The sequence below is a fragment of the Bradyrhizobium lablabi genome (assembly GCF_900141755.1).
GTDB lineage: Bacteria > Pseudomonadota > Alphaproteobacteria > Rhizobiales > Xanthobacteraceae > Bradyrhizobium > Bradyrhizobium lablabi_A.
In genome coordinates this window covers 1,604,131-1,623,586 of record NZ_LT670844.1, presented here as the reverse complement: position 1 = coordinate 1,623,586, position 19,456 = coordinate 1,604,131, and the positions used below count along the sequence as shown (strand labels likewise).

At 62.9% G+C, this 19,456-nt stretch carries 14 protein-coding genes and 1 pseudogene; 13 read left to right on the top strand and 2 right to left on the bottom strand.

The window, feature by feature from the left end; all coding sequences use genetic code 11:
- Positions 1-211: 211 nt before the first annotated feature.
- Positions 212-898, top strand: a complete 687-nt coding sequence (locus B5526_RS07645) for a GntR family transcriptional regulator (protein WP_079544781.1) — start codon at positions 212-214, stop codon at positions 896-898.
- Positions 899-918: 20 nt separating this feature from the next.
- Here B5526_RS07645 and B5526_RS07640 read toward each other — a convergent pair whose 3' ends face one another.
- The gene (locus tag B5526_RS07640) at positions 919-1,989 is read right to left on the bottom strand and encodes a glycosyltransferase family 4 protein (RefSeq protein ID WP_079537657.1); all 1,071 of its coding nucleotides are present in this window, start codon (positions 1,987-1,989) and stop codon (positions 919-921) included.
- A 298-nt stretch (positions 1,990-2,287) separates the two neighbouring features.
- Between B5526_RS07640 and B5526_RS07635 the strand changes: the two genes are divergently transcribed.
- From B5526_RS07635 to B5526_RS07615, 5 genes and pseudogenes are all read left to right on the top strand, one after another.
- Positions 2,288-4,051 carry an ABC transporter ATP-binding protein gene (locus B5526_RS07635; RefSeq protein ID WP_079537656.1) on the top strand — a complete coding sequence of 588 codons (1,764 nt, stop codon included), beginning with the start codon at positions 2,288-2,290 and terminating at the stop codon, positions 4,049-4,051.
- A gap of 68 nt (positions 4,052-4,119) precedes the next feature.
- The gene (locus tag B5526_RS07630; protein WP_079537655.1) at positions 4,120-6,321 is read left to right on the top strand and encodes an amylo-alpha-1,6-glucosidase; all 2,202 of its coding nucleotides are present in this window, start codon (positions 4,120-4,122) and stop codon (positions 6,319-6,321) included.
- 158 nt (positions 6,322-6,479) lie between these two features.
- On the top strand, positions 6,480-7,001 hold the full coding sequence (locus B5526_RS07625) for a PRC-barrel domain-containing protein (RefSeq protein ID WP_079537654.1): 522 nt from the start codon (positions 6,480-6,482) through the stop codon (positions 6,999-7,001).
- Between the two features lie 104 nt (positions 7,002-7,105).
- On the top strand, positions 7,106-8,335 hold the full coding sequence (locus B5526_RS07620) for an MFS transporter (protein WP_172841994.1): 1,230 nt from the start codon (positions 7,106-7,108) through the stop codon (positions 8,333-8,335).
- Positions 8,336-8,518: 183 nt separating this feature from the next.
- Positions 8,519-9,664, top strand: a pseudogene (locus B5526_RS07615) (patatin-like phospholipase family protein).
- A gap of 217 nt (positions 9,665-9,881) precedes the next feature.
- On the opposite strand, the gene glgA reads toward B5526_RS07615, so the two are convergent.
- A complete protein-coding gene (gene glgA / locus B5526_RS07610; RefSeq protein ID WP_079537652.1) occupies positions 9,882-11,297 on the bottom strand; it encodes a glycogen synthase GlgA in 1,416 nt (471 codons plus the stop codon).
- 203 nt (positions 11,298-11,500) lie between these two features.
- On the opposite strand from glgA, the gene B5526_RS07605 reads away from it, so the two are divergent.
- From B5526_RS07605 to B5526_RS07575, 7 genes are all read left to right on the top strand, one after another.
- Positions 11,501-12,700, top strand: a complete 1,200-nt coding sequence (locus B5526_RS07605) for a CaiB/BaiF CoA transferase family protein (protein ID WP_079537651.1) — start codon at positions 11,501-11,503, stop codon at positions 12,698-12,700.
- Positions 12,701-12,849: 149 nt separating this feature from the next.
- Positions 12,850-14,403, top strand: coding sequence for an ABC transporter substrate-binding protein (locus B5526_RS07600; protein WP_079537650.1), 1,554 nt, complete (start codon positions 12,850-12,852; stop codon positions 14,401-14,403).
- A gap of 6 nt (positions 14,404-14,409) precedes the next feature.
- Complete coding sequence (locus tag B5526_RS07595) at positions 14,410-15,360, top strand: ABC transporter permease (protein ID WP_079537649.1); 951 nt, start codon at positions 14,410-14,412, stop codon at positions 15,358-15,360.
- Positions 15,347-16,219, top strand: a complete 873-nt coding sequence (locus tag B5526_RS07590) for an ABC transporter permease (protein WP_079537648.1) — start codon at positions 15,347-15,349, stop codon at positions 16,217-16,219. Before B5526_RS07595 ends, B5526_RS07590 begins: the two co-directional genes overlap by 14 nt.
- On the top strand, positions 16,216-17,211 hold the full coding sequence (locus B5526_RS07585) for an ABC transporter ATP-binding protein (protein ID WP_172841993.1): 996 nt from the start codon (positions 16,216-16,218) through the stop codon (positions 17,209-17,211). The genes B5526_RS07590 and B5526_RS07585 overlap by 4 nt, the downstream gene beginning before the upstream one ends.
- Positions 17,208-18,197 carry an ABC transporter ATP-binding protein gene (locus tag B5526_RS07580; RefSeq protein WP_079537647.1) on the top strand — a complete coding sequence of 330 codons (990 nt, stop codon included), beginning with the start codon at positions 17,208-17,210 and terminating at the stop codon, positions 18,195-18,197. Before B5526_RS07585 ends, B5526_RS07580 begins: the two co-directional genes overlap by 4 nt.
- Before the next feature lie 72 nt (positions 18,198-18,269).
- The gene (locus B5526_RS07575) at positions 18,270-19,334 is read left to right on the top strand and encodes an alcohol dehydrogenase (RefSeq protein WP_079537646.1); all 1,065 of its coding nucleotides are present in this window, start codon (positions 18,270-18,272) and stop codon (positions 19,332-19,334) included.
- Positions 19,335-19,456: the final 122 nt, after the last annotated feature.

Here is a 19,456-nt window from a genome sequence, read left to right as displayed (position 1 = left end):
CGGCCGTTGCCCGTTCGTTTTTTTAGAATGGTAACCCCATTCAATATTGTTTACAATACGGTACTCGATATTATCTTCCTAATTGAAAACCGTCATGGTCGCGTTATACTTTTGGTTGCGCCGGACGGGCAGGCGCGCCGTTGATATCGGGGAAATGATGGTCCGAAAGCCAGCCAAGCATGCGTCAGACCGGACGGCCAAGGCCCGTTCGATGCCGGCATCGCCTGTGCGCGAACCTGCGGCGGTGATCATCGCAAAGCGCATCGAGGAGGACATCGTCCTCGGGCGGCGGCTACCGAGGGAGCGCCTGGTCGAGCAGGATCTGTGCGATCTGTTCGAGACCCATCGCGGCGACGTGCGGCTCGCGCTGTTCGAGCTGGAAAAAAAGGGTCTCGTGGAGCGCATCCCCAATCGCGGCGCACTGGTTCGCGGATTGACGCCGCAGGAGGTGATGGAGATCTACGCGGTCCGCGAAGAGCTTGAAGTGATGGCGGTCCGCATCATCCCGTTTCCGGTTCACGGCAAGGCTATCGAGCGGCTGGAGCAACTGCAGCGACAGCATACCTCAGCCGTTGCCTCCGGCGACTTGCTCACCGTGTTTTACAGCAACCTCAGTTTTCACCGGGTTTTGTACGGTCTCTGCGGCAATGCCTGCCTGATCGAAACCATCGATCTCCTGGCGCAAAAGGTCTACGGCATCAGATCCTATTCCAATGCATTTCCCGAGCAGCTCGACCGCGCCCGCCGCGATCATCTCGAGATGATCAAGGCGCTGCGCGGCTCGCGCCGGGACGATTTGGTGGCGCTGACCCGGCGCCATCTGAAGCCGTCGCCGGAAGCCTATATAAAGGCTTACGAGCGCCGGTTCGGTAAAGCCGACCTGGCGCCCGCGCATTGAGCGCAAATTTTTGGCTCGTGCTATTCGGCGCTGCTCACGAGCTTGATCCGCGGCTTGGCCGCTTCCATCAGGCCGCGATAGGCCGAGAGATAATCGAGCGCCATGCGCCGTGCGGTGAAACGCGCCTCGAACTGCTTCCGGATCGCTTGTCGGCTGAGGGCGGAAAGCCGACCAACCGCGGCGACCGCGCTGGTTTCATCTTCCACGACAAAACCGGTCAGGCCGTCGTCGATGATCTCGGCAACCGAGCCGCGGTTATAGGCGATCACGGGCGTGCCGCAGGCCATCGCCTCGATCATGACGAGGCCAAACGGCTCCGGCCAGTCGATCGGGACTAATAGCCCGATCGCGCCGCTTAAAAATTCGGATTTTTCGGGGTCGCCGATCTCGCCGATATATTCGACCAGCGGATTTTGCTCGATCAGCGGACGAATGAGCTCGTCGTAATAATCCTGGTCGGCGCGGTCGACCTTGGCGGCGATCTTGAGTGGAATGCCGCAGCGCACCGCAATCTTGATGGCGCGATCGACGCCCTTTTCCGGCGCGATCCGGCCGAGCACCGCGAGATAACTCGGCCTCATGGCTTGCGGCGTCAGCAGCTGCTCCGGCAGACCGTGATGAATGGTGCGCACCCAATTGGCTTGCGGCACCGGGCGCCGCTGCGCGTTCGAGATCGAGATCACGGGAACGGAAGCGAAGGTGTCAAACACCGGCTGGTGCTCGGGCAGATCGAGCCTGCCGTGCAGCGTGGTCAGAAACGGCGTCGGCTGCCGGGAGAATAGCGAGAACGGATAATAGTCGAGATGGAAGTGCAGGAAGTCGAATTCCTCGTCGTCGCATTTCTGCCGCACCCGCTCCAGCATCACCATGTGCAGGGCGTTTGGGTCGCGGACGGAACCGTCAAGGCGCAGCGCCTTCGGCCATGTCGCATCAAGTTTCGCTGAGGTGCGGGAATCGCCACTTGCGAAGAGGGTGACTTCGTTCCCAAGTGCTACGAGTTCCTCGGTCAGCCAGTGTACCACTCGTTCGGTGCCGCCGTAGAGTTTCGGGGGAACAGCCTCCGTCAGCGGAGCAACCTGCGCGATGCGCATTTCAACGTCTCCTGTCGATCATGGGTTGGAAAAATCCCCCGCCTCGCGATGGCACCGGCATGCCGAACAAGGGAACGTTTTCGCATGTGCGAAGTTCCCAAGACGACGCGCACTTCCTCCACACCGTGGTCTTGCTGATGCCATCACGCCCGATCAGATTTTCTACGTCGCTAATGCTGCATGATTGTTGCGCAGTGATGGCAACACGGTGGGAACAGCGGATAGGTCTCCATCGTTCGATCGCACGAAACCTATCCGATTAGAGTTTTCCTTCTCCTCCAAGGGGTTCTGTAACTGCATGGACAGTCTTTCTGGATACGCACATCGCCCGCTCGCGTTCGTGCTGCGCTATCTTCGCCGCCGTCTTGCGTCGCATGTCGTCATCCTTACCGCCGTTGTCGCCGCGGTTGCTTGTTCGGTAGGCACACAATATGGCGTGAAATATCTGGTCGACGGTTTGTCGGCCGGCCCGGCCCGCGCAGGCAGCGTATGGCTGGCATTCGTTTTCCTCATGTCGCTGATCGCTGCGGATAATTTCCTGTGGCGGGTTGCGAGCTGGACCGCGAGCTTCACATTTGTGGGAGTGACCGGCGATTTGCGCCGGGACATGTTCCGGCATTTGACCGGCCATGCCCCGAGTTATTTCTCCGACCGGCTGCCCGGAATGTTGACAAGCCGCATTACCGCGACCTCGAATGCCGTCTACACTGTCGAAAATATGTTCGTTTGGAACGTGCTGCCGCCGTGCATCGCGACAATCGCGGCGATTGCGCTGATTGGAACCGTGAGCCTGCCGATGTCGGCGGGTCTGATCGTCATTGCCGGCGGCATGGTGATCGCGATGTTCCATTTGGCGGCAGCCGGAAAACCGCTGCATGACGATTTCGCCGACAAGGCCGCAGCCGTCGATGGCGAGATGGTCGATGTCATCAACAACATGCCATTGGTGCGGGCGTTCTGCGGCTTGAATTTCGAGCACGACCGGTTCGACGCCACCGTCAACCGGGAGCTGACGGCGCGCGGACGCAGCCTGCGTTATCTCGAAAAGCTGCGGCTGACCCATGCCGCGGTCACCGTCGTGCTGACGATCGCGCTGTTGGCCTGGGCCATCGTGCTGTGGCAGCGCGGCGGCGCCACCACCGGTGACGTCGTGCTGGTCTGTACGCTCGGGCTTTCGATCCTGAGCGCCACGCGCGATCTTGCGGTGGCGCTGGTCGACGTCACCCAGCATGTCGCCCGCCTGACCGAAGCGATCGCCACGTTGTTGCTGCCGCACGAACTGCGCGACCACCCCGAGGCCGAGCCGCTGATCAAGAGCGGCGCGGCGATCGCCTTCAACAACATTTCATTCCATTATCCCGGCGGAGTTCAGGTGTTCGACAAGTTCAGCCTGCGCATCCAGCCGGGTCAGCGGGTCGGGCTGGTCGGTCAATCCGGCGGCGGAAAATCCAGCCTGTTCGTGCTGCTGCAACGCTTCTACGACGTCCAGCACGGCTCGATCACGATCGACGGCCAGGACATCTCGCGGGTCACGCAGCAAAGCCTGCGCCAGGCGACTTCGGTGGTGCCGCAGGACATTTCGCTGTTCCAACGCTCGATCCTGGAGAACATCCGCTACGGGCGGCCGAACGCGACCGACGACGAGGTGCTGCGCGCGGCGATCGCGGCGCGCTGCGATTTCGTCGAAACCCTCCCCGAAGGCCTCGCCACCATGGTCGGCGACCGCGGCGTCAAATTGTCGGGCGGCCAGCGGCAGCGCATCGCGATTGCGCGCGCGTTCTTGAAAGACGCGCCGATCCTGCTGCTCGATGAAGCCACCGCCGCGCTGGACAGCGAATCCGAGGAAGCGATCCGCGAGGCGCTCAGCCGCCTGATGCGCGGGCGCACCGTGATTGCGATCGCCCATCGTCTCGCCACATTGCGCAACTTCGACCGTGTGGTGATGCTCAAAGCCGGCAAGATCATCGAAGACGGCCCGCCGGACCGGCTGATGCAGGGGCAGGGTCCTTACCGCGAATTGGTGACGCGGGAAATGAGCCGGCTTGCAAAACACGCAGCCTGATGTACGGCGTTGGTGTTTGATTCCTTAGTGCGTTTGTCACAAGGCCGGGGGAAACCGCGCGAGGTCGAATGGCAGCCGAAGTCGCAACCGACATCATGACGATCCGAACCGCGGAACCGGTTTCGGAACAGCCGTTCTATATCCCGATGACCGGGCCGGCGGCGCGGCCCCGCCGCTCGCTCAAGCATGACGACACTTTCATCGTGCTCGACAGCCATGGCGATATCGGTGCGTCTGCAGGCGGGCCGGACGGCCTGTTCAACGCCGACACCCGCTATCTCGCCCGGCTCGAATTGTTGCTGGACGATCTCCAGCCGCTGCTGCTCGGCTCCAATTTGCGCGACGACAATTCGGCATTGATGGTCGATCTCACCAATCCCGATATCTTTCGCGACGGCCGAATCGTGCTGCAGAAGGACATGCTGCACATCGTCCGCACCATCTTCCTGTGGCGCGGAACGGCCTATCAGCGGATCGGCTTCCAAAACCACGGCGACCGGCCGGTCAGCTTCGATGTGAATTTGCTGTTCGACAATGATTTCGCCGATTTGTTCGAGGTGCGCGGCGAAAGGCGACCGCGCCGGGGCACCGGCTCCGGCAAGCTCGTCGATCCCGCCGATGTCGCCCTCGAATATCTCGGGCTCGACGGCAAATTGCGCACCACGGTGCTGCATTTCGATCCGCGGCCGACGCAGCTTACCGTGAATGAAGCGACCTATCATCTCGATCTCGAGCCGCAACAGGTCTGCCCATTGTTTGTTGCCGCCTCCTGCAACAAGCCGGCGAGCTTCCGGCCGGCGCCGTTTTTCCGCGGGCTGCTTGCGCATCGCCGCGAAATGCGGCGCTCGACTGCCGGCGCCGCCAGCATCGAGACTTCGAACAACATCTTCAACGAGGTGCTGTGCCAGTCGATGGCCGATCTCAACATGCTGATGACGGAGACGCCGCAGGGACGCTATCCCTATGCGGGCATTCCCTGGTACTCGACGACCTTCGGCCGCGATGGCATCATCACCGCGATGCAAATGCTCTGGATCGACCCGCGCGTCGCGCGGGGCGTGCTGAGGCGGCTCGCTTACTACCAGGCCAAAACCGTCGATCCGCTCGCCGACGCCGAACCCGGCAAGATCCTCCATGAGATGCGCGGCGGCGAGATGGCGGCGCTGCGCGAGGTGCCGTTCGCGCTATATTACGGCAGCGTCGATGCGACGCCGCTGTTCGTGCTGCTGGCCGGCCTTTATGTCGAGCGCACCGGCGACGAGGCGACGCTCGCCGAGCTGTGGCCCTCGATCGAGGCGGCGCTCGGCTGGATCGATGGTTACGGCGACCCGGACAAGGACGGTTTTGTCGAGTACCGGCGCGCCTCCGAACAAGGTCTCGCCAATCAAGGCTGGAAGGATTCGTATGACGCGATCTTCCACGCCGATGGCCGCCTGGCCGAAGGCTACATCGCACTCGCCGAAGTGCAGGGCTATGTATTCGCCGGCAAACGGCTGGCGGCGCGTTGCGCGGCGCGGCTTGGCAAGAGCGACCGGGCCTATCAGCTCGAGGCCGAAGCCAAGCTTCTCGCCGCGCGCTTTGAAGAAGCGTTCTGGTGCGACGATCTCGGCAGCTACGCGCTCGCGCTCGACGGCGACAAGGAGCCGTGCAAGGTGCGCACGTCGAACGCCGGGCAATTGTTGTTCAGCGGTATCGTGCGCGCGGATCGCGCCCGCCGCGTCGGCGCCGACCTGATGCGGCCGCATTTTTTCTCCGGCTGGGGCATCCGCACCGTGGCGCGCGGCGAGGTGCGCTACAATCCGATGTCCTATCACAACGGCTCGATCTGGCCGCACGACAACGCGCTGATCGCGCTGGGGCTCGCGCGCTACGGCCTCAAACATTCAGTCGAACAAGTTTTCGAGGGTCTGTTCGACGCCGCCGCCTATATGGATTTGCGGCGGCTGCCCGAACTGTTCTGCGGCTTCCGGCGTGAAAAACGACGCGGGCCGACGCTCTATCCGGTCGCCTGCGCGCCGCAGGCCTGGGCCAGCGCGACGCCGTTCACGCTGTTGGAGGCATCGCTCGGATTAGAATTCGACGCCGAGCGCGGTGAAATCCGGCTGCGCAATCCGCGCCTGCCGGCGTTCCTCAACGAAGTGGTGATGCGCGATCTCAGGCTTGGACCTTCCAGCGTCGACCTCTGTGTGCACCGCCACGGCGAGGAGGTGTCGCTGGAGGTATTGCGGACGCGCGGCCAGATTCAGGTGTCGATCGTGCTCGCGCAGTGAGCGCGCCACGCGGGGATTCCGCTGATCGGCGTGCGAATTTTGACACCGGTCACTATATTTGTGTCGGGGGTTCGCTCGTTCCCACTCAAATCGACCGGTTCCAATCGCTGATCATCAATGCCTTGTGCCCTTTCGGGTCGAGTATCTCAGGAGGCCGTATGTGCACAAGATTCCTGTCGGTTTTCGCCGCACTTGCTTTCGCAACCTCGGTTGCGGGCATGTCCTGGGCGGCGGATAATCCTGGCTCGCCGCCGGCAGATCAAAGTTCCGCGCCGCCGTCTCAGCCGCAAAGTTCCGCGCCCGCAGCCGCGACAAAAGAGCCATCGCCGCCGCCCTCGGTCACCATCATCGGCGCCAGGGAGGCGCATGGCGTTCTCGGCCGCGATGTGCAAAGTGCGGCGAAAGAGGACATGGGACGCATCGTCGACGTCATTGTCGATCGCACCGGAATGGTGCGGGCAGCCGTGATCGATTTCGGCGGTTTTCTTGGCGTCGGCAGCCGCAAGATCGTGGTCGACTGGAGCGCGCTGCATTTCGGACGTGTCGCCGACAAGACCGACGCCATCACGTTGGAACTGACAAAGGATCAAGTCAATGCGGCGCCCGAATACAAGGAGGATATGCCGATCGTGGTGCTGGGCGCAGCGGGCAGCCTGAAGCCGCTGCAGTTCGATCCCTGAAGAGAAGCCGAACCATGCTGTTCGTCCGTTCATCCCCTTCGAAAGACCGGATTGAGAGTGACCACCCGGGGCGACCGATCGGCGGCGAAAAAGGTGTGTCAGGAATGTCGGGGCCGGCGGGGCCCAAGCCTATCGCAATGCCGTCGCGCCAGAGCCTGCGCGGCCTCGACTGGTTCATCTTCTTCCTCGCCGACGTGCAGACCGGATTTGGTCCGTTCATCGCGGTTTATCTGACGACGCAGAAATGGACCCAGGTCCAGATCGGCCTGGTGCTGTCGATCGGCGGCGTGGTCGGATTGATCGGGCAGATGCCCGGCGGGGCGATTGTTGATTATGCGCGCTCCGAACGGCTGGTGGCCGGCCTTGCGGTCGCGACCATCGGTATGGCCGCGCTCTGCTATGCGGTGTGGCCGATCTTCCCGGTCGTCGTCACGGCGGCGACGCTGCACGCCGCCGCCAGTTGCGTGCTGGGCCCCGCGATTGCCGCGATCAGCCTCGGCCTGGTCGGGCCGATGGCAATCGGGGAACGGCTCGGGCGCAATGCCCGCTTTGCGTCGCTTGGCAACGGAACGGCCGCGGCCGTGATGGGCACGGCCGGCTATTTACTGTCGAGCCGCTCGGTGTTTCTCGTCACCTTCCTGCTGGCGATACCGACCTTGCTCGCGCTGGGGCGGATACGCGAGCGCGAGATCGATGTCGCCCAGGCGCATGGCGCTGTAAAGCGTGAGGTGCCCGACAAGCGTGCCACCAGCGTTCTCAATCTCTGCCGGCGTCCATTGCTGATCTTTGCCCTGAGCGTGCTGCTGCTGCAGCTCGCCAACGCCGCGATGCTGCCGCTGATGGCCGGTGTCGTGACGACAAGGTCGAGCCAGTGGGCGCCGGTGTTGATCGCTGCCTGCATCATCGTGCCGCAGGCGATCGTCGCGCTGATGTCTCCGACGGTCGGACGCAAGGCGCAGGCATGGGGGCGACGGCCGCTAATGCTAATGGCATTTGCCGCGCTGGCCGTTCGCGGCGTGCTGTTCGCAACCGTGAAAGATCCATATCTGTTGGTCGCGGTGCAGGCGTTCGACGGCATCACCGCGGCTGTCTTCGCCGTGATGGTGCCGCTGGTCGTTGCCGACATCGCCTTCGGGAGCGGTCACTTCAATCTCGCGCAGGGCATTGTCGGCACCGCGACCGGCATTGGGGCATCGCTCTCCACCGTGCTCGCCGGTTACGTCAGTGACAAGTTCGGCAGCAGCGTCGCCTTCACCGGGCTTGCCGGCGTCGCAGCGTTGGGTCTCGCGCTGATCTTTTTGGCGATGCCGGAAACGCGGCGCAGCGCGCCCTGATCTCCCGACAAATTCCGGGAACCGGTTGCTTCGATCGAAGGCCTGGACTGCCGGCGAGTGGCGGCTTGACGTCCGTATGCGCGAGGACGATGTTCCGGGCCGACGTAACAAATTCGAACTATCGGCGAACATCACTTATGCGACGGGTTTCGACGGGAGCGTGACATGAAAGACGTAAAGGAAATGCGTTCCTCGCAGAGCAGCGGGTCACAGCAAAGGACGCTTCCCGGTCAGGTCGTCCTCGTGCTGCAAGGCGGCGGCGCGCTCGGTTCCTATCAGGCCGGCGTCTATCAGGCGCTGTATGAGGCCGGCATCGAGCCGGACTGGATCATCGGCACCTCGATCGGCGCCATCAATGCCGCCTTGATCGCCGGCAACGCACCGCAAGACCGCTTGCCGCGGTTGCGCGAATTCTGGAAGCGGATGCAGCAGCGCCCGATCTGGAATTTTCCGGAAGCATTGCCCGGCTTCAACGAAAAGCTGTCCTACTGGTCGACGGTCGCCAATGGCATTCCCGGGTTCTTCAAGCCTAATCCGCTGGCGCATGTCGGCGCCGAGTATCCGCTCGGCGCCGACAAGGCCGGGTATTATTCGACCGAGCCGCTCGAACGGACGCTTTCCGAACTTGTCGATTTCGATCGCGTCAACCGCTGCACGCCGCGCCTGACCGTCGGCGCCGCGCATGTCCGGTCTAGCAAGATGCGATATTTCGACAGCCGCGACGGCGCGCTCGGCGTGAAGCATATTTTGGCATCAGGTGCGCTGCCACCCGCATTTCCCGCTATTCGCATCGACGGCGAGCTCTATTGGGACGGCGGCATTCTGTCGAACACCCCGACCGAAGCGGTATTCGACGACAACCCGCGCAGGAGCTCGCTGATCTTCACGGTTCACATGTGGAATCCGTCCGGAGCCGAGCCTACCACCATGGCGTAGGTGCTGCACCGGCAGAAGGACGTGCAGTATTCGAGCCGGATCGCGAGCCAGATCGCCCGCCAGGAGCAGGCGCATCGCCTGCGGCATGTCATCAACCAGCTCGCGGCGCGTTTGCCCGAGGCCGAGCGCAACAGCGAGGCGGTACGTGAATTGACGAGCTATGGCTGTTCGACGCAGATGCATGTGGTGCAGCTGCAGGCCCCGGCGCTCGATCGCGAGAGCCACACCAAGGACATCGATTTCAGTCCCTCCGGTATCATGCAGCGCTGGGACGCCGGTTATGTCCACACCAGGGCGGTGCTCGAGCGTTCCCCCTGGATCGGCGAATTCGATCCGCTCTCTGGCGTGATCCTGCACGACCAGACGGATATCCTGCCGAAAGCGGCGGAATGAAGATTTGACGAATGCTGCTGGCAGCGCCCGAACATTTCTTAGTCCGTGGCTCCATCCTTCGAGACGCGCGCAAGGGCGCGCTCCTCAGGATGAGGTCGGAGCTTTTTGCAGAGCCTCTCAGGATGAGGTCTTAGACCCTCATGGTGAGGAGCGCGGCAACGCCGCGCGTCTCGAACCACGAGGCCACGCTCATGATTCCAGCCGAGTGAATTGCATTCTAGGACGACAGCGCCTTCCGGTACAGCGCGCCGTAAAGCGACGCGGAGACGTCCCAACTGAACGATCGCGACATCGCGCGGCGGCGCATCGAGTCGAGGCGATCCTTTGCCGTGAAGGCGGCGAACGCGCGCTTGATCCCGCCGAGTAAGGATTCGGTCGACGGCTGGGTGAACAGGAATCCGGTTTCGCCGTCGGTGATGGTTTCCGAGAGCCCGCCGGTCTGGTGGCCGATCGGCAGCGAGCCGAATTTTTGGGCGTACATCTGGCTCAGTCCGCACGGCTCGAAACGTGACGGCATCAGCGTGAAATCGCTGCCGGCAAAGATCCGCCGCGCCTGTCCGTCATTGAAGCCGATGGCGACCCCGATCGCATCCGGCCGGCGCCGATGGGCATCGACCAGCGCGCGTTCGATCGCCGGCTCGCCGCTGCCGGTGACGATGATCTGCCCGCCGGCCTGGATGATCTCGTCGGCGGCCGACAGCACGAGGTCGACGCCCTTCTGGTGAACGAGGCGGGCGACCAGGCCAAAAATGGGCCCGCGCGACAGCGCGAGCCCAAATTGCTGGCGGACGTAATCGGAATTGGCGCGTTTGCCTTCCCAGTCGCCGGCGCCGAACGGCTGCACCAATTGGGCGCAGGACCTGGGATCCCAGCTTTCGTCGATGCCGTTCAGGATGCCGGTCAACTGCGCGGCGTCAGAGCGGCGGCGCAGCAAACCCTCCAGCCCGCAGCCGAGCTCGGTCGTCGTGATCTCCCTGGCATAGGTCTCGCTGACCGTGGTCAGATGGGAGGCGTAGACGATGCCGCCTTTGAGGAAGGATAGTTTGTCGTAGAACTCGAGGCCGTCGATGTGGAAGGAATTTTCCGGCGCCCCGATCCGGCGCAGCGACTCCTTGGCGAACAGGCCCTGATAGGCGAGGTTGTGGATCGTCAGGATGGACGGGATCCGGACCGCGTTCCAGGCGAGGTAGGCGGGCACGAGGGCGGCCTGCCAGTCATTGGCATGAACCAGATCGGCTGCCCAATTCTTGTCCAAACTGCCTGCCGCAAGTTCGGCAGCGATCGATGCCAGCCGCCCGAACCGCACGTCGTTGTCAGGCCAGTCGCGGCCACTCGCATCGCCATAGGGGTTGCCGGGGCGATCATAAAGCTGCGGACAGAGCACGACGTAGACCGGCAGGCCGTCTTTGGTCGATGCCAACCCAAGCGTGCAAGACGGCATTTCCGCCAGAGCGGGGCATCGTCCAACGATTTGAATATGCGTGAGTTGTTCGATGACGTCGCGATAGCCGGGCAGCAGGATCCGAACGTCGCTCCAAGCTCGAAGCGCTCGGGGCAGCGCCGCTGAAACGGCGGCGAGGCCGCCCACCCGGACAAAGTCGTCCATCTCTGTCGTGACGAACAAAACTCGCAAAAGCCGCCCTCTTCGTCGCCCCGCGCTGGAATCATGCAAGAATGGTTCCAGTCTATTTTTGCGCTAAATAGGAAGCCGGGCGAGCTTTTGCCAACGGCTTGAATTGTCGGTGCCGAGGGAATCGCTTCCCCGGTTGGGCTTCGCCATCTAGGGTCACGCCGCGCCATGGACGCGAGGCCCGAAGGAGTTTGAGGGAGTTTGGAATGACGATAGCGGAAAACGATGAGGCTAATTTGACAAAGAGCTTCGCGGGGCTTCGCGTTCTCGATTTTTCGACCACCATTGCCGGTCCGCATTGCGCACGGATGCTGGCGGACATGGGCGCGGAGGTCATCAAGATCGAGCAGGCCGATGGCGAGACGATGCGAAGCCGACCGCCGCTCCGGAATAATTGCAGCACCGTCTTCGGCCAGCTCAATGTCGGCAAGAAAAGCCTCGTGCTCGATCTGAAATCGGAAAAGGCGATCGAGATCATCCGCCGGTTGGTCGCGAGCTCTGACATCCTGGTCGAGAATTTTCGCCCCGGCGTGATGCGACGGCTGAAGCTCGACTATGCCTCGCTGCATCAGGTCAACCCGAAACTGATCTATTGCTCGATCTCCGGATATGGCCAGACCGGGCCCTCGGCCGAACTGCCGGCCTATGCGCCGGTGATCCATGCGGCGTCCGGCTACGATATGGCGCATTTGTCGTACCAGCCCGGACGAACCCGGCCGGACTATTGCGGCATCTATCACGCCGATGTCGTCACCGGCACTTACGCGTTCGGGGCTATTTCGGCGGCGCTGTACCAGCGTCACGGCACCAAGGAGGGACAGCACATCGACGTTTCGATGCTGGAATCGATGCTCAGCCTGACCTTGACCGAATTGCAGTCGTCGCAATTCGAGGTACGATTCCCGAAACGGCCGATGTTCGGGCCGCTGGAGACGGCCGATGGCTATGTGACGGTCGCGATCGCGAGTGAAAAAACCTTTCAGAACCTGGTCAAGGCCGCCGGCCGTCCGGATTGGGTCACCGATCCGCGCTTTGCGAAATATGGCGACCGCCGCGACAATTGGGGCGAGCTGATGGAGGGTGTCGAGACCTGGTCGCGCACGCTCTCCACCGAAAAATGCCTCGCCGCGCTGAACCAGAGCGGCGTGCCCTGTTCGGCCTATCGCACGGTGGCGGAAGCCTTGCGCGATCCGCAAATCGCCCATCGCCGCGCGCTGTCCGAGGTCAGGGACGGCGGCGGCACTTTTAAGGTCCTGAACCTGCCGTTCCGGATGTCCGGCGCCGACGTCTCCGCCGGCAAGCGGACGGCGACCCTGGGCGAGCACACCGTGACCTATCTCCGGGAGAGCGGCCTCTCCGAAGAGGAAATCACGGCCTTCACGGGCAAATCGGTGGCGGCGGAGTAAGCGCTCGCGAACGCCGGTTCGATGACGGGCTTTTCATCCGGCATCAACCTTGCGGCCTTGCCGGAGCCGGCGATTCCAGCCAATCTGACGGGACCAGTCAGAAACGATCCGAAAGAACCGGACGCACCGCCTGCTGGAGGGAGCATCAAATGAACGCGTCGATCCGCTCGCACAAGCCTGCACGAATTTTGCTTCAAATTCTCCTTGGCGCGGGATTTGGCTTGGCTTTGTTGGCGAGCCCGGCCAGCGCCCAGAAATCGGGGGGCAGCATCACGGTCGGCCTCGAGGTCGACATTCCCGGTTTCGATCCGCTGAAAGTCGGCGTTTTCGATACGGCGGCGGAAACCGCAGCTGCCGCGATCTTCGATACGATGACCTATCTCGACGACAAGGGCCAGCCGCAGCCTAAGCTCGCGCTGTCCTGGACCCACTCGGATGATTTCAAGACCTGGACCTTCAAATTGCGCCCCGGCGTCAAGTTCCAGGACGGCACGCCGTTCAATGCTCAGGCTGTGAAGGAGAATTTCGACCGGCAGAAGGATCCGGCCAACAAGTGCCGCTGCGCCTTCTACATTTCCTTCATCCACGATCTGCAGGCGCCGGACGATCTGACCGTGGTTTATAATCTGAACGATCCGCAGGTGAACCTGCCGGCGCTGATGACGATCCAGAGCTCGAACAACGTCGTGCAATCGCCCACCGCATGGAAGGCGAAGGGCGACGATTACAACCGCAATCCCGTCGGTACCGGGCCCTACATCCTTAAATCATGGACCGCGGGCGACCGCATGGTGCTCGAAAAGAATCCGGACTACTGGAACAAGGGGCATCCTTACCTCGATCGCATCATCCTAAAGCCGCTGCCGGATGCGCAGTCCCGCTTCGCCAGCCTGCAATCCGGTGAGGCCGATATCGTGTGGGATGATGAGTACGACGCCGACAATATCCAGAAGGCGCAAAAAGACCCGAAGTTGACGGTCCATACCTATGCAGGCTCCGGCGCCGCGGTCTACGCCTTCAACACCAAAACCCCGCCGTTCGACGATGTCCGGGTGCGCCAGGCATTGGTGATGGCGATCGATCGCAAGAAGATGTCGCAGGCGATCACCAATGGCCTGGCCCGGCCGGCCACGAACCCTTATGGCGACGGTTCCTGGGTCAAATGCAAGGGCGACGGCGCGCTGCCGTACGACATCGAAAAGGCAAAAACGCTGATCAAGGATTATGGCAAGCCGGTCGATTTCAAGATGGTCACCACCGCGACGCCGCGCGGACGCACCATCGGTCAGGTGTTTCAGCAATTCTGGAAGCAGGTCGGCGCCACCATGGAGATGGACCAGGTCGACCAGGCCACCGTCGTGCCGCGCGCCTTCATGCGCCAGTTTCAATTGACCCCGTGGCGGATCGTCGACCTCGCCGACCCAGATCCGCAGATGTACGCCAATTTCCACACCGGCAGCCCGGTCGCGCTTGCCAACTATTCCAATCCCGAACTCGACCGGCTGCTCGAGCATGCGCGCGTCACCGCCGATCCGGAAAAGCGGACCGAGGATTATTGCGCGATCAGCCGGCTGATCAATCAGGAGGCGATCTGGTTCTGGAGCTTCCAGAATACCTACTACGCGATCTCGACTTCCAGACTGAAGGGCTTGCCGAAGATCTATAATGGGGTGGTCGACGTCTCCGATGTCTGGATGGAATAAGAGCCGATGCTGGGATTTGTCGCCCGAAGGCTCGTCTATTTGGTGCCGGTTCTGGTCGCCGTATCGCTGCTGACGTTCCTGATCGCTTCGCTCTTGCCCGGCGATCTCGCTTACGTGATCCTGGGCGATCAGGCGACGCCGGAGAAAGTGGCGGCGCTGCGCCATGACATGGGGCTCGATCAGCCGATCTGGTGGCGCTACCTCTCCTGGCTCGGTCAAGTGCTGCAGGGCGATTTCGGAAGGTCATTCCGCACCGGACAGACCGTGCTGGAGGCGGTCGCCGAACGGCTGCCGGTATCGATCGAATTGATGCTGCTCGCCGAACTTGCCGCGCTCGCGATCGGCATTCCGCTTGCGATTGCCTGCGCGGTGCGCAGCGGGGGCGCGTTCGACCGCATTATGACCGGTACCGCCTTCAGCATGCTGTCGGTGCCGGCGTTCCTCTCGGCGATCCTGCTGATCTATCTGTTCGCGGTCGAGCTGCGCTGGCTGCCGGCGACCGGCTACGTGCCCCTTGCAGAGGACCCGATCGGCAATCTGCGCTGCTTCGTGCTGCCGGCGCTGACATTGGCGCTCGGCGAATGGCCGGTACTGATGCGCGTCTTGCGCTCCGACATGATCGCGACCTTGCAGGAAGATTATATCGCGATGGCGCGGGCCAAGGGCCTGAAACCATCGCGGATCCTTTTGGTGCATGCCTTGAAACCGTCGTCGCTGACGCTGGTCACCGTGACCGGCATCAATATCGGCCGCCTGATCGGCGGCACGGTGATCGTCGAATCGATTTTCGCGCTGCCGGGTATCGGCCGGCTGCTGTTAGGTGCCATCTTCACCCGCGACCTCGTCATCCTGCAGGGCACGGTGCTGTTCGTGGCGCTTGGCTACGTGCTGATCAATTTTATTGTCGACTTGCTCTACGCCGTCCTAGATCCCAGGATTCGCCATGGCCACGCTTGAGCTTCGCATCGACGAGGATGTCGCCACGGGTTCCGTGGCTCGCACGCGACGGCTGGGGCTGCTGTTCTGGATGGCGGTCGGCTGGATGATCTTTGTGTTTGCCGCGGCAGCCCTTGCCAACGTGCTGCCGCTACCCAGTCCGACCGACATGGACATGCTGGAGCGCCGTGCGCCGGCCTCCTTTCTGCACTGGCTCGGCACCGACGGTCTTGGGCGCGACGAACTGGCGCGGCTGATCTATGGCGCGCGGATATCGCTCACCGTCGGGCTTTGCGCGCCGGTGATCGGGCTCACGATCGGCGGCGCGCTCGGCATACTGGCGGGCTATTTCCGCGGCCGTTTCGAATCCTTTGTGGTCGGCAGCATGGACGTGCTGCTGGCGTTTCCGCCGTTGATCCTGGCGCTGGCGGTGACCGCCTATCTCGGTCAATCCGTGTTGAATATCACCATCATTATCGGCGTGCTCGGCATTCCCGCCTTCATGCGGGTCGCCCGCGCCGCGACGCTGACACTGGCGCGGCGTGAATTCGTCATTGCGGCGCAGGCGCTCGGCGCGACCCATGCGCGCATCCTGCTGCGCGAACTGCTGCCCAATGTGCTCCTGCCGCTATTGGCCTTCTTTCTGCTCGGGGTCGCCGTCACCATCGTCGTCGAAGGCTCGCTGTCATTTTTAGGTCTCGGCGTGCCGCCGCCGATTTCAAGCTGGGGCAGTATGATCGGGGAGGGGCGCGAGAGCCTCGAGGTCGCGCCACAGCTCGCCTTCATTCCCGCGATCACGCTGTTTTTGACCGTGCTCGCCTTTAATCTCGTCGGCGACACGCTGAAGGCGCTCACCGATCCACGGCAGAGCGCGCTGTGAGCGAACAGGCCTTGCTTTCGGTCGAGGACGCGTCGGTCGAGCTGCCGACCCCGCGCGGCAATCTTCGCGCGGTCGATCATGTGGATTTGACCATAGGCGCCGGCCGGACGCTCGGCGTGGTCGGCGAATCCGGCTGCGGCAAGACCATGCTGTCGCGCGCCATCCTGCAATTGTTGCCGAAAAAGGCAAAACTTTCCGGCCGGGTGATGTTCGACGGGCAAGACTTGGTGCGCCTCGATCCCGAGCGTCTGCGAAAACTGCGTGGCCGATCGCTTGCGGTCGTGTTCCAGGACCCGATGACCTCGCTCAATCCGGTCCTGACCATCGGCACGCAACTGATCGAAACGCTGCAGGAGCATCTCGAACTCGATGGCGTGGCCGCAAGGAAACGCAGCGCGGAATTGCTGGCCGCCGTCGGCATTCCCGCGCCGGAGCAGCGATTGACGCAATATCCGCACCAACTCTCCGGCGGCATGCGGCAGCGGGTCGCGATCGCGATCGCGCTGTCCTGCGAGCCAAAACTCCTGATCGCGGACGAGCCGACCACCGCGCTCGACGTCACCATCCAGGCGCAAATCCTCGATCTGTTGGCGCGCGAGCAGCGCCGCCGCCACATGGCGATGATCCTGATCACCCATGACCTCGGTGTGGTCGCAGGCCGCACCGATGAGGTCGCGGTGATGTATGCCGGCCGCGTCGTCGAACGCGCGCCGACGCCTGAGTTGTTCAAGCGAATGCGCATGCCCTACACCGAGGCGCTGCTGGCGGCGATCCCGAAGATCGATGCCGCCCCGCATACGCCATTGCCGGCGATTTCGGGACGGCCGCCGGACCCGACCCGGCCGCTGCAGGGCTGCTCGTTCTCGCCGCGCTGTCGTTATGCGGCGGGGCGATGTTATCAGGAGAAGCCGCCGCTTGCGGTCGCGGAAGCGCCTGGCCACCTATATGCCTGCTTCCACCCGATCGGGATCATGGCTGGCGCCGGCACATGAAGCAGGACGTCAAGCAATCGGCTGCGCAAAAACCTCTTCTCGAGGTGCATAACCTCGTTGTCGAATATGCCGTCGGCGGCAAGACGATTCACGCGGTGTCCGACGTCAGCCTCGAAGTTGCGCGCGGCGAGACGCTCGGCCTGGTCGGCGAGTCCGGCTGCGGCAAGTCGACGCTCGGCCGTGCGGTGCTGCAATTGCGCAAGCCCGTCTCGGGCCGCGTCCTGTTCGACGGCCAGGACCTCACGGCGATGCACGGCGAGACCCTGCGGCGGATGCGCCGGCGCGTGCAGCTGATTTTTCAGGACCCGATCGCTTCATTGAATCCGCGGCGGCGCATCGGCGACATCATCGCGGAGCCGCTGACGATCTCGGGCGTGAAAGATCCGAAGCGGCGCCAACAACTGGTTTGCGACGTGCTCTCAGCGGTCGGCCTCGACCCGTCGCTGGTGATCGGACGCCTGCCGCATGAATTTTCCGGCGGACAATGCCAGCGCATCTGCATCGCGCGCGCGCTCGTGCTCAATCCCGAATTCATCATCTGCGACGAGCCGGTGTCGGCGCTGGATGTTTCCATCCGCGCGCAAATCCTCAACCTGCTGGAAGAGATGAAGGCGCGCTACGGATTGACGCTGCTGTTCATCGCCCACGATCTTGCGGTGGTCAAAGCAGTCAGCGACCGCGTCGCGGTGATGTATCTCGGCAGATTGTGCGAAGTCGGCCCCTCCGAGCAATTATTCGCGCATCCGGCGCATCCCTATACCGCGCTGCTGATCGAGGCGATCCCGGTGCCCGATCCTGACGTGCGTCCGGCCGAAAGCGTTGCGGTCGGCGAACCGCCGTCGCCGATCGCCCCGCCTTCAGGCTGCCGGTTTCGTACCCGCTGTCCCCGCGCGGATCAGCGCTGCGCCGTTGAAGTGCCGGAACTTCGCGAGGTGGCGGCGGATCAGTTCGCCGCCTGCCATCATCCATTGATCCCGGCCGGCTAAGCCTCTAACAAATGCATACCAGTGCGTGGCAATATCAGCCCAAAAGCAAGAACGATTGACGGGAGAAACGCGATGAAGAGTTTTCAGGTTGCCGATTTCAACGCCCCCTTGAAAGAGGTGGAGCAGCCGACGCCGCAGCCGTCGGGAACCCAGGTCCTGATCAAGGTCAAGGCGGCCGGCGTTTGCCACAGCGATCTGCACATCTGGGAAGGCGGCTACGATCTCGGCCATGGCAGGAAGCCGCTGTCCTTGAAAGATCGCGGCGTGTCGCTGCCGCGGACCATGGGGCATGAGACGGTCGGCGAGATCCTGGCGTTCGGGCCGGATGCCAAAGCGGAAGCCGGCGACCTCAAGATCGGCGACGTCGCGCTGGTCTATCCCTGGCTCGGCTGCGGCAAATGCGAGATTTGTCTTTCCGGCGAAGAGAACATGTGCCTGAAGCCGAATTCCCTCGGCGTCTATTGCGACGGCGGCTATGCCGACCACATGACGGTGCCGCATCCAAAGTACCTGTTGAATTTGAACGGGCTCGACCCCGTGACATCAGCGCCCTACGCGTGCTCCGGCGTTACCACCTACAGCGCGCTGAAAAAGGTCGAGCAAAATTTCAATTCGCCGATCGTGATTTTCGGCGCCGGCGGTCTCGGCCTGATGGCGCTGTCGCTGCTGAAGGCGATGGGCGGCAAGGGCGCCATCGTCGTCGATATCGACGCACGCAAGCGCGAAGCCGCGGAGAAAGCCGGCGCGCTCGCGACTGTTGACGGCGGTGCGCCCGACGCGCTGGAACAACTCGCCGCTAAAGCGGGCGGGCCGATCCGCGCGGTGATCGATCTCGTCGGCAACGCAAAGACCACGCAGCTCGGCTTCGACTGCCTGACCAAGGGCGGCAAGCTCGTGATTGTCGGCCTGTTCGGCGGCGGCGCGCCATGGGCCCTGCCACTGATCCCGATCAAGGCGATCACCATCCAGGGCAGCTATGTCGGCAATTTGCGCGAAACCCAGGAGCTGCTCGATCTCGTACGGTCGAAGAAGATCGCGCCGATCCCGGTGACGGCGATGCCGCTCGCCAAAGCCAATGAGGCCCTGGTCGATCTGCAGAAGGGCAGGCTGGTCGGCCGCGCCGTGCTGACGCCTTGAATTTTCGACAATCCATTCCTCGTCATGGCCGGACTTGTCCCGGCCATCCACGCCCTTCTTGCTGAAATGCTGTAGACGTGGATGCCCGGGACAAGCCCGGGCATGACGAGCCGAGTGAAACC

Bases quoted from the DNA above. Each gene is read 5' to 3' on its own strand.
- B5526_RS07645 (WP_079544781.1), top strand. From the start codon at position 212: ATGCCGGCATCGCCTGTGCGCGAACCTGCGGCGGTGATCATCGCAAAG.
- B5526_RS07640 (WP_079537657.1), bottom strand. From the start codon at position 1,989: ATGCGCATCGCGCAGGTTGCTCCGCTGACGGAGGCTGTTCCCCCGAAA.
- B5526_RS07635 (WP_079537656.1), top strand. From the start codon at position 2,288: ATGGACAGTCTTTCTGGATACGCACATCGCCCGCTCGCGTTCGTGCTG.
- B5526_RS07630 (WP_079537655.1), top strand. From the start codon at position 4,120: ATGGCAGCCGAAGTCGCAACCGACATCATGACGATCCGAACCGCGGAA.
- B5526_RS07625 (WP_079537654.1), top strand. From the start codon at position 6,480: ATGTGCACAAGATTCCTGTCGGTTTTCGCCGCACTTGCTTTCGCAACC.
- B5526_RS07620 (WP_172841994.1), top strand. From the start codon at position 7,106: ATGTCGGGGCCGGCGGGGCCCAAGCCTATCGCAATGCCGTCGCGCCAG.
- B5526_RS07605 (WP_079537651.1), top strand. From the start codon at position 11,501: ATGACGATAGCGGAAAACGATGAGGCTAATTTGACAAAGAGCTTCGCG.
- B5526_RS07600 (WP_079537650.1), top strand. From the start codon at position 12,850: ATGAACGCGTCGATCCGCTCGCACAAGCCTGCACGAATTTTGCTTCAA.
- B5526_RS07595 (WP_079537649.1), top strand. From the start codon at position 14,410: ATGCTGGGATTTGTCGCCCGAAGGCTCGTCTATTTGGTGCCGGTTCTG.
- B5526_RS07590 (WP_079537648.1), top strand. From the start codon at position 15,347: ATGGCCACGCTTGAGCTTCGCATCGACGAGGATGTCGCCACGGGTTCC.
- B5526_RS07580 (WP_079537647.1), top strand. From the start codon at position 17,208: ATGAAGCAGGACGTCAAGCAATCGGCTGCGCAAAAACCTCTTCTCGAG.
- B5526_RS07575 (WP_079537646.1), top strand. From the start codon at position 18,270: ATGAAGAGTTTTCAGGTTGCCGATTTCAACGCCCCCTTGAAAGAGGTG.